The following is a 10,341-nucleotide window of genomic DNA, read 5'->3' on the forward strand; positions in this document are numbered from 1 at the left end:
CCAACTACCGGCCCACCTCGCCGGCCTCGCCGCCCTGCTGATCCCCGAACGCCGGGAACGCACCTGCCCCCGCGCCGTCAAACGAGCCCGCCACAACAGCTACCGCGTCAAGAATCGCGACGAGCCGGCCAGCATCCGCCACCCAGACCCAGCCACCGTTCACATCTACCGTCTTCGACCCCACACAACATGATCAACTTAAGCTACGTGGCATTGCGTCCCCACCCAGGCCGACCTCGACGCCTATCTGGCTTGCGTGGACTCCTCGGCCCAGGCCGGTGGAGGCGAGGTCGGTGCCGCCTACAAGTTCTTCCGCGACAGACTGGCGAGCCCTGCCGTCGCAGCGAAGGTGAACCACCTGGAAGACGCGGTGCTCTTCGGGTTGGCGTTGGTCTCGGTGATCGCGCACCTTGAGGACAACGTCTACCGAATTTTTGAGTCGCTGAACAACACCGGCCTCAAGCTGACCCAAGCCGACTTGCTGCGGAACTACCTGTTCATGCGTCTGCCGAACCGCAGCAAGACCGTCTACGACGCGCACTGGCTGCCGTTACAGAAGCGGTTCAACTCGACCGAGTTAGAGAACTTGTTCTGGCTGGATCTGGTGCAGCGCGATCCGCGGATCACGCAAGGTGACACGTACGCGCGACAGCAGGCGCGGCTCGACCGGCTCAGCACGGAGGACGACGTCGAGGCCGAGGTACGTCGGTTCGGTCACCTGGGCACGCTGCTGGAGATCATCCTGCATCCCAGCAAGGAGCAGGACCCGGGCGTACGCCTCCGGCTGGAACGTTTGCAGGCTTGGGGCAGCAGCACCGTCAACCCACTGCTGCTGCATCTGCTGGAACGGCGCAGCCTGGGCACCGCGACCAGCGCAGAGGTTGCCTCCGCGATGAGGTACGTAGAGAGCTTCCTGGTTCGGCGGCTGCTCATTGGCCGCGCTACGGCCAACATCAACCGCAACCTGGTATCCATCGTCACCGAGATGAACAAGGACCTGCCGGTCGACCAGGCTGTGCACGCCTACCTGTCAGACGGGCGCAAGTACTACGCGACGGACGCCGACGTACGTCACGCGGTCCGGTCGCTACCGTTCTACACCAACGGGCGGGCGTCGCAGCGTTCGCTGGTGCTGCGCTGGCTGGAGGAGTCGTACGACAGCAAGGAGCCGGTCTCCCCGGCGAAGCTGACCATCGAGCACGTCCTGCCGCAAAGCATGGGTCCAGAGTGGCAGCGCATGCTCGCTGCGGACCTCGAACCGCACGAGAACGTCGTCGAGGTTCACGGTGCCCTGAAACATACTTTGGGCAACCTCACCCTGACCGGTTACAACGCCGAGTTGGGCAACAGCCCGTTCGCGGTCAAGCGGGTCGACCTCGCCAAGAGCGGTGTCCGCCTCACCCAGGACATCATCACCTGCGAACGCTGGGGGCGACCGCAGATTCACGCCCGCGCCGACACCCTCGCCGAGCGGATCATCAACCTTTGGCCGGGTCCCACCGGATCGACGGTGGATCAGTCTGAGGTACGCTGGGACCTCATGGAAACGGCGCTCGCCGCGATGCCGGCCGGATCCTGGACAACCTACGGGGACCTCGCCGCCTTGATCGGCACCGCGCCCCAGCCAGTCGGCAACCGGCTGCGCGCCGTCCCGGTGACTAATGCTCATCGGGTGTTGCAGGCCGAGGGAACGAAGGCCGGTGGATTCCGTTGGCCCGACGGACGAACGGACGACCCGATCGCGGCGCTACAAGCCGAAGGGGTGTTGTTCGACCAGCAGGGTCGGGCGGACCCGACCCAGCGCATCGACCTCGATGAGCTGGCGCAACTGAGCGGCTTAGCCCCCGACGAACTGCCCCGACGGCTGCCTCGGCCGCGACCTGGTGACGGGCAGTCCCGTGCCGACCGCTTCGCCGAGCAGCTCGGAGTGTTGCAGGACGTCGTCGTCGCCGGAGCCGCCCTGACGCTGCTCGACCGATGGACCGAGATGGGCGGCACGCTCCTCTACGGCGGTGGAGCGGAGACGTCCTGCTTCCTGATGGCCCGCGAGCGTGGCCACCGCGACGGCGACATCTGGCCTGTGACGCTCTATCCCAGCGGGAAAGTCGAGGTGGTCTTCCAACACCTGGCCAGCCGCTTGCCGTTCGACGACGTGACGCTGCGTGAGCAATTCCGGCAACGACTAAATCAGCTTCCCGGCGTGAGCATCGCCGCCGCGAAGCTCAACCTACGCCCCAGCTTCGCCCTGACCGTCCTCGCCGACAGCGCCGCCGCCGCAGCCCTCGTAGAGCACCTGCAGTGGTTCTACGAGCAGACCCATCTATCCGAGCAAGAGGAGGACGAAACCCTCACTGTCTAGCGAAAGGCCAGATGTCTTCTCCGATATGTCGACCTGCCTTCGCAGCAATCGAGGTGGTAGCCGTGTCCGCGCTAACCAATGAGGTAAAGAACGCCAAGAGCCCGGTGGCCCGTTGGCTCCGCGCGAAGTTCCCGCACCACCACGATGTACAGGCCGACTACCGGGAGGCCGTCGGCCTGGCCCGGCTATTGCCGTCTCCGACGGTTGCGCTCGGGACGCAAGGCGCCGCTATCGACTGGTGGCTGCGGTTCATGATCGACCCGTCCCCTTCGGTCAGGCTTGCGATGGCCGGTCTCCGCTCAGGGCGCGCGCCATGCGGACGGGCTGGCCTGGAACTGCTGCACGACCTGGGTGCCGTCGATCACGACGGCAATCACGCCGGGCCAATCCGCCCGGCCCGGTTCAGGAAGCGCTCTGACGAGTGGTGGGCACGGATGTCCTACGCGCTCGCTCTTCTGGTCGAGCTGTACCGGGCGGCTCGGGTCGACGGATCACGCCTGATGCAGCTCGGCCTGGACAGTCGGGCGTCGGACCTGCTGGCACTGGCCAACGCCGACGAGGTCGCCAACCTGATCGCGATGCGCGACCTGGCCGTGGAGAAACTGCTACCACGGTTGCCGTCTGGGCCCGTGGCCACCGGTTCGACGTTCGAGGGCAGCGTCGACCTCAACGCTGACGCCGATCTCATCGTCGGCGGAGTGCTCGTCGACTTCAAGGCCACCCAGGGAAGGGCCCGGCCGGACGGCAGCCGTGCGGCCGCACTCACCAGAGCCGAAATCGACCAGTTGCTGGGGTACGTGCTGCTGGACTACTCGGACGCCTTCGCCCTGCACTCGGTGGCCATCTACGCCATCCGCTACGGACATTACCGGGCATGGCCGCTGGACGAGCTCTGCGCGGAGCTCGCCGGGCGGCCGATTGACCTCGCAGCGATGCGGCAGGAGTTCGCCCAGGTGGTGCGGGTCGAGTTGCCGGGTTACCGCAGGGCGTCGATCGTCGACCGGATCCAGCGGCGGGTCGCCACCAGTTAGTCGGTCACCAGTCGCGGGCCCAGTCCGGTGGCGGTACGACGGTGAGCTGTGGCTCACCGCTGATCGGTTCGAAAGCATGCACGACGCGCAGGTGCCCGTCGGCCGCAGCATCCTCGTCGGTGAGGACCCGACCACTGCTGCCGTCGGTGCTGACCAGCACCCACCGGTCGGGGTAGATGCCACCGTCGTCGACCAGCGCCCGCACCCCGAAGGTGCGGGCCAGGGTGGCCGCCAACTCTCGCTCCCCCTGACCAGTGGCATCGGCGAGCTCGGTGTCACCGGTCAGGATCCAGCCGAACTCCCCGTCCTCGTAGGGAGGATTGAGCATGGCGACCGGCCGAGGGTCATCGATCGCCCGGTCCTCGATCCGCCCGACGTAGACCGCGTCCGGTGAGATGCCGTAGTCCTCGCTCAGGAATCGGCGTAGCGCTTCGGCGGGCAGTTCCTTCTCGAAGTGGATCTGATAGCGCAACGCTTACCCCGGTAGCTCTTGTGGTGGCGGAAGACCTCCAGCGCCCGCTCCTGCGCGGCCTCGGTCAGGAACGGATTGCGGGCAATCGCGGCTCTCGCCTTCTCGATGTCGCCGCCAGCGGCAATGTACTCCTTCAGCGCGCCGTACTCGGCGCGGTTCAACTGCGCCAGGCCGGGACCCCCTCAGGAAAGACCGTGCCGGTCGGCTCGACCGCGTACGTACGGCCGTCGACCTGATAGCGCTACCGCTCCGGCTACCAGGTGGCCCGGCCTGCGGCGATGTCGTCCAGGTCCTTGGCGACGTCCGTGCCGGGAAGGACGACAGTGTTGACTTTCTTCCATGCAACTGGGTGCCGGAGGGCACGTCGCGGCGGCCGAACTCGGCGGTCGACATGAGTAGGCACAGAGGCTTCCGGTACGGAGCGGCCCCTGACACAATCGGGTACGCGAACCTCCGGGACGGGGAAGCAGAGTGGTCCAACCTGCACCATCCGCGCTATTTGTCGCTCCGGCCTATGACCACGGCGAGTACCGCTCAGCCGAAAGTTTGGGTCTCCGCGCCGTCGCGGCAGTGCTTGAGCGCCTGGATGTTCAGGTGCAGGTGTTCGACGAATGCCCGACGCCACCGCCCGACCTGGTGCGCGAACTCGCACAAAGGGCCACCTTGATCGGCATAGGCGTCCTCTTCACCCGGCAGACTCCCGACGCAATGGATCTGGCGCGACATCTGCGCCAGTACGCGCCGAACGCGTATCTCACGATCGGTGGCCAGGGGCTGCAGTTTCTCTGGGAAGAGGTCTTGCGCGACTGCCCCGAACTCGATTCAGCATGCATGTACGAAGGTGACGAGACGATTGCCGAAGTCTGGGCCAGGCTGATGCGCGGCCAGGGCGACGGTGGCGTCAAGGGCCTGCAGACGCGACAGGATGGTCGGATCGTCACGGAAGGGCCTCGACCTCCTGTCGCAGCGCTCGATGAACTGCCCTTCGCCTTTCGCGACCCGTCACCGGTGGCGTACCGCGGCGGGCACGCCACGATGTCGACGAGCCGGGGGTGCGCGGCGCACTGCACGTTCTGCCAGTCTGGCAACTACGCCAACCGCTACCACAGTCTGCCGAAGTGGCGACACCGCAGCGCCGCGTCGGTCATCGACGAGATCGTTCACCTGCACGAGACCCACGGTGTCAAAGCGATAAGCATCGTCGATGACGACTTCCTGGGCGGGGCCGGTCAGGGCCGGGAACGGGCCGTTGAGTTCGTACGACACCTGGGCCAACTCCCGTTCCAGATCACCTATTCGATCGAGTGCCGGGTTGACGAGATCGACGAGGATCTGCTGGGACGGCTGCGCGAGGCCGGGCTGCGGCACGTGCTGATCGGCATCGAATCGGCTACCAGCTCCGACATCCGGCTGTTCGCGAAGAGGACCAGCAATGATCAGGTTGAGGCAGCCATAGCAGCGCTACGCCGGTTGAACATCGACTTCTCAACCGGCTTCATCATGTTTCAACCGATGTCCACCCTCGCCGGCATTGCCGAAAACCTCAGCTTCCTCGCCCGAAGCCGGGTCACAAGCTACTCCCGACTCACCAATCGCCTGGAGTTGTACCCCGGAGCACCATTGCTGCGGTACTACGAGCGGCACGGCGTGGCCATGCACACCGAAAAGTACCGGGTCTACTACGAGTTCACGGATCCACGTGTGTCCCACCTGTACACCGGGATGCGGAGGGCTCTCGCGCCGTTCGAAGACATCGAGGCCGCCTGCGATACGGAGAAGTTTCGCGCTGCCCGGGGAGATGACGCCGCGTCGTTCGAGCGCCTCCGCTCGCTGCGAGCGCTCTCGGACGAGAGCACAAGCTGCATGATCGTCGCAGCCCAGCGATGTCTGTCCGAAGTCGTGGATAGCGGATTGGAAGCCTCATTCACCCAGGTCGCCGCGGAGGTCATGAACGAGACGTCGCGATTGACGGCTGCCCTTCGGCAGCAGTCAGTCGGGCCGAGATCCACCAGCTGAGGATGAGCGGAGGTGATGGTCATGAAGCGTGGTGAGGGTTGGGTCAACGGCAACGGCGGTGGCGGCTGACCACCATCGTTGTGGGATGCCATCAAGGACGGCAAGGACGGCGTGACTGTCCCGCGCCTGACGGAACGGGACAGCCATGCGTCAAGGAGCGACAGGGGCGAGGGTTTCATTGAGCACGGCCACACGTGACTTCCTGTACGGCGGCATGTATCTCTCCGCATGCCGATTCGCCAACATCGATCGCTTTGTCGAGCGAGTGGGCGCGGCAATCGACCTGGCGGCGGCAGCTGATGCAGCGTCCGCAGCAGCGACACTCTGCGACTTGGCCGACTCCATGTCACCCGATGGGCCGCTCCACGACGACGAAGCCGCGCTGGGCACGCTGATGGCGGACGACCTCCGGGCAGTTGCCGCAGTGCAGGTCCCTCAGGCCGAGACCGCCGTGCACGATCGGGTCACCGCAGCGGGCGGCGACATCACGGCCAGACTGACAGGTGCGGGGCTCGACCTCGGCGATTCGGATCTCTACGTGGTGGACGATTTCCCGGCACCCTTCGACCAGTTCGGATGGGCCGCGTTCGCGCCGGACCGGGAGGACGAGGAGCGTTACGGCATCCCGTCCGGGGTCTACTTCCGCCGTGACGGCCTGCGGCCGCTCTACAGCGAGGCCCTCTTCGCCCACGAAGTCGTTCACACAGTGCCGGGCCGGGTCGACCCCGAGGTCTACGCCATGGGGCTGGAGGAAGGAATCGCCGAGGTACTTGGCACCTGCTTCGCAGCGACGGCCGCCGTGCCACTGCACGCACTGCGCAACATCCTGGTGTATGGCCGCCACGGGGCCGAGCGACCAAAGTTGTGGTCTCTCTACCGCGATCACACCCGGCAGGCATTCCTGCTCTACCAGGAGTTCGGCATTGACGGTCTCATCGAGCTGGCGCATCGGGGACGCGCCAAGATCCATGAGGCGGAGGTAGCCCTCTTCAGCGGTACGTTCCGAACACTGGACCTGCCCCGCGGCAACTGGGACGACGACACGACCTGGCTGCTGGAATCCTTCTGCAACGGATACCTGCCGTCCCACGTTTTCACGCCTCTTGAGGTCGTGCTCATCGATCACGTGGACGAGCAGCGTTCTCTCACGGAGATCTGCGCGCGGGCGAACGTGCCGGCCATCGTCGGCGTACCGCTGCTCAAGCGGCTCGGCAGCGAGTCGGCACTGTTCGTGCGAGACGGCGATCGAATCGGCTACTCCAACGTCCAGCACTACCTGTCGATGGGCGAATCGGCCGGCCTGCCCGTCATCAGGTACCTTCCGCCACTCGGTAAGGCGCCCCAGTAGTGGAGCCTTCATCGCCGCATTCGACGAACCCTCGGCGCACTCTGCCCGGAGCGCTCGCCGACCTGTACCGCAGTCGTGGCCTGCTGCTCGGCTTCCTGGCAACGGCAGTGGGCCTGTTGCTCATCCTGATCGCGCCATCCGGGGACCCCACCATCACGACTGGTCCCGGTGGCGTGCTGGCCATCTCTACTCCGACGAGCCTCTGGTCGACGTTGCGGGTCTACGACGTCGGGGTGGCAATCTTCCAGGCCGGCCTGACGATCAGCATCTTCCAGGTCCTGCTCAACCAGGTGGCCGAGGACCGGTTCGTGGAGATGGTGCGGGCCGCGCTGCGGCAACAGGAAGAAGGGGTACGGACCGCGGTAGCGCAATCGCTGGCCGCTGGCTCGCGGCTGGAGGCCTTACAACTCGCTCCCGAGGAGTTGGACAGGGTGATCGAGAACGCGGCGCGGCTGAGGAGCGGGAACGCCGAGCTGGGCAGCGTCATCGCCCGCAAGCTGCGAAACAACGTGTTCGAGTCAGAGGAGCAGTGGCGCAACCTCGTCGTACGAGCCGAGGTGTTCGGGTTACACAAGGCGGAGACCAGCGGACGTCAGCACGACTACTACGACGTGTTCTTCCAGTTCGGTTACCACACCAACGACGTCAAGCGGACGCGGTTCACGTTCAAAGTCGGCGGCTGGCAGGACGACTACGACCGGCTCCTGCGGGCGCGTGACATGGGCGTCGTCTGGCGGCTGCCCTCGACCGGCGAGTTCGACAGCCAGTGGGACGAGGCGTTCGCGCTATTGAGCGTCAACTTCGGCGGCCAGCAGGTGCAGTTTCAGAAGAACGACGCCGAGCGCGAGTACGTCGCCTTCCCGCCCGCCGAGGAGTTCACCGACCGGGCGGATGTCTTCGTGCAGTACTCGTTCAACGCGAAGGTGCTGGCGGACGGTAACCTGCTCAGCTTCGAGGTGCCCAAGCCGACCTTCGCCGCAACGTACTCGATCAGCGTCTCCGTTCCGGACATCGCGCGGATCCGCGCGCTGGACTTCTTCGGCCTGACCCGGCCGGCGTCCGTGGAGTACGCGCCCAGCTTGCAGGACACGCGGTTCATCGCCATCTCCGTGGACGACTGGATTCTCCCCAAAGCCGGTGCCGTGGTCGTGTGGAAGCGTAGGTAGCGGGACAATCTGGCTTATCATCATCCCCGATCGGCCATGATCACCGCGAAGGTGGACGTACCTGATGCATGACCTGTTCCGCGGGGATCCCGGCGAGCGACTCCGCCTGGAGGATTACTGGGCGGACGATCGGTTCTGGCAGACCACTGCTCCGGGCTTCTGGAAGCTGGAACGCCAGCAGACCTTCAGGGAGCCCGGGGACGAGGGTTGGCAAGCGTTTGCCGACGGGCGGTGGGAGGATTCGCTGCGGATCCTCAACGCGCGCCGCCACGAGTTCCAGAGTTACTACCGGCGGATCACCGAGAACGGGTTCGCCACCCGTCGGGTACGAGTGGTCGAAGAGCCCCTCACGCCTTACCTTCAGTGGGAACTACACGTGCTTCGGCTGCGACACGAGTACGGCGGTCTGACCCACGTGGTCGGCGCGGACGCGGTGGCGGCAGCCGAGTCGGGCGGTCAGGTGCCCGAGATCTACACCCTCGGCACCGAGGTGATGTACGAGGCCGTCTACGACGCCGACGGTGTGCTGGCGTCCGCCCGCCGCTGGCGTGACCCCGACCTGGTGGCAAGCTGCCAATCGTTCATCGAGTCGCTCTACCAGGGCGGTGAGCCGCTCGACGAGTTCTTCGCCCGTGCAGTGGCGCCGACGGGGCCTCCCCGCTCGGGGTGAGAGATGGAAGGCGCCGGGTCGGACGAAGCCGGGCAGCCAAGCCTCCAGGGCAGACAATCGCGGCCTTCCATGTTCTACTGCCTTGCGTGACCACTGAGATCACGACGGGCCTCTTCGTCTTGTTGGGTGCGCTCGTTGGCGGCGGCGCCACGTTCGCCGTCGGTTGGCTGAGCACCCGCACCCAACGTGCTCAAGCCGAACATGCTCGCGGCAATGAGCTCGCAGACGCCGAGCGGGCCCGGAGCACCCAGCTCGCCGACGCCAGCAGCGGAGCCTACGTCGTGCTCCTGACCCGAGTGGACAGCTTCCTTGATCAGGCCCGGGAACTCAGCGACCTGTTGAACCTTCATCCCGAGGGTGAGCAGCCGACAGAGCAGCACCGGCAGTACACGGCCGAATGGAACCAACTCGTCGCCGCCAACGCCGTCGTTCAGGTCGCGGGACCTGATTCACTGGCGCAGCGCGCTCAGGCTCTGCTCGACGCGGTCGGTTCACTCTCAGAAATCATCGACAAGCGGTACCGCGGCCGTCGTTGGCCGCCTGGGCTTGAGGCCGGCTGGGACCGTGCGCACAAGGAGCGGTTCGACTTCCTACAGGCTGCCCGCCAGACGTACGCCGAGGGTTTCGTGATGCCTCCACCCGCCACGGTCCGTCCAAGCTGACCGGCCATCATCCGGGTGCGCGATTCAGTGCCCTCCGGTGCTCCCGTACATGCCATAGATGCCTCGTTCCGCCACCGCAGGTGAGGCCGGGAACCACGCCAACGCCGTCCAGTTTTCCATCGCGGCGAGGAGGATCTTCTTTACCTGCGTCTTGGCTTCCTCAAGAGCAAGATCGATAAAGCATTGGCATCTCCTCAGGTCATCACCGTTAAACAGACATAGCAGCACCCCGATCACCTGCAATCCCCGCGCCGTAGCCACCATCTTGGCGTCAGGAGGAAGCGGGATGTTCGACGCGAGTTGACGGGCGATGGATTGCACTACCCTGTCACCGCCGAAAAGGCTGGCCAGCCAGGCCGCTACGGCTCCGACGAGACCGTGCAGCATCTGCTTTCCGGCCAGTACTGCCCCGGCCGTCTGAGCCAACAGCTTGCACCTCCTGCGGCGCCGCCGCCCGAAGAGCCTCTTCCAGGTCTCCTCGGCGACGTATTCCGTCACGCGGCCGGACACAACATCAGCCCACCCGTCGTTAAGAACCCCGACACAAAATTCGGCAGCCCTCTCAACGCGCTCTTGGCGGCGGCGTTCCTGGGCTCCCCCACCCCTTACGCTCCCCG

At 65.7% G+C, this 10,341-nt stretch carries 11 protein-coding genes; 8 read left to right on the forward strand and 3 right to left on the reverse strand.

What is annotated here, in order from left to right:
• From F8271_RS33455 to F8271_RS33460, 3 genes are all read left to right on the forward strand, one after another.
• A partial coding sequence (locus tag F8271_RS33455; RefSeq protein WP_225854587.1) for a hypothetical protein occupies positions 1-193 on the forward strand: 193 nt, incomplete at its 5' end.
• 63 nt (positions 194-256) lie between these two features.
• Positions 257-2,359: a DUF1524 domain-containing protein gene (locus F8271_RS27080; protein ID WP_225854787.1), complete on the forward strand. Its 2,103-nt coding sequence runs from the start codon at positions 257-259 to the stop codon at positions 2,357-2,359.
• Positions 2,360-2,793: 434 nt separating this feature from the next.
• Positions 2,794-3,390 (forward strand): hypothetical protein, encoded by a 597-nt coding sequence (locus tag F8271_RS33460; protein ID WP_225854788.1) that lies wholly within the window; start codon positions 2,794-2,796, stop codon positions 3,388-3,390.
• A gap of 4 nt (positions 3,391-3,394) precedes the next feature.
• Here the strand turns inward: F8271_RS33460 and F8271_RS27090 are convergent, their stop codons facing one another.
• Together F8271_RS27090 and F8271_RS32640 are read right to left on the reverse strand one after the other, a co-directional pair.
• Positions 3,395-3,862, reverse strand: a complete 468-nt coding sequence (locus tag F8271_RS27090) for a hypothetical protein (protein WP_151492686.1) — start codon at positions 3,860-3,862, stop codon at positions 3,395-3,397.
• Entirely contained in the window at positions 3,802-4,023 is a 222-nt protein-coding gene (locus F8271_RS32640; protein ID WP_192580477.1) for a hypothetical protein, read from the reverse strand. Before F8271_RS32640 ends, F8271_RS27090 begins: the two co-directional genes overlap by 61 nt.
• A gap of 310 nt (positions 4,024-4,333) precedes the next feature.
• On the opposite strand from F8271_RS32640, the gene F8271_RS27095 reads away from it, so the two are divergent.
• The 5 genes from F8271_RS27095 (at position 4,334) to F8271_RS27115 (ending at position 9,724) form a co-directional block, all read left to right on the forward strand.
• Positions 4,334-5,878, forward strand: coding sequence for a B12-binding domain-containing radical SAM protein (locus tag F8271_RS27095; RefSeq protein WP_151492687.1), 1,545 nt, complete (start codon positions 4,334-4,336; stop codon positions 5,876-5,878).
• 178 nt (positions 5,879-6,056) lie between these two features.
• On the forward strand, positions 6,057-7,226 hold the full coding sequence (locus F8271_RS27100) for a hypothetical protein (RefSeq protein WP_151492688.1): 1,170 nt from the start codon (positions 6,057-6,059) through the stop codon (positions 7,224-7,226).
• Positions 7,226-8,392 carry a hypothetical protein gene (locus tag F8271_RS27105; RefSeq protein WP_151492689.1) on the forward strand — a complete coding sequence of 389 codons (1,167 nt, stop codon included), beginning with the start codon at positions 7,226-7,228 and terminating at the stop codon, positions 8,390-8,392. The genes F8271_RS27100 and F8271_RS27105 overlap by 1 nt, the downstream gene beginning before the upstream one ends.
• Positions 8,393-8,456: 64 nt before the next feature.
• On the forward strand, positions 8,457-9,062 hold the full coding sequence (locus tag F8271_RS27110; protein WP_151492690.1) for a DUF6879 family protein: 606 nt from the start codon (positions 8,457-8,459) through the stop codon (positions 9,060-9,062).
• 86 nt (positions 9,063-9,148) lie between these two features.
• Positions 9,149-9,724, forward strand: coding sequence for a hypothetical protein (locus tag F8271_RS27115; protein WP_151492691.1), 576 nt, complete (start codon positions 9,149-9,151; stop codon positions 9,722-9,724).
• 24 nt (positions 9,725-9,748) lie between these two features.
• On the opposite strand, the gene F8271_RS27120 is transcribed toward F8271_RS27115, so the two are convergent.
• On the reverse strand, positions 9,749-10,341 hold a 593-nt coding region (locus F8271_RS27120; protein ID WP_225854789.1), incomplete at its 5' end, for a hypothetical protein.

The organism is Micromonospora sp. ALFpr18c, assembly GCF_008868155.1.
Lineage (GTDB): Bacteria > Actinomycetota > Actinomycetes > Mycobacteriales > Micromonosporaceae > Micromonospora.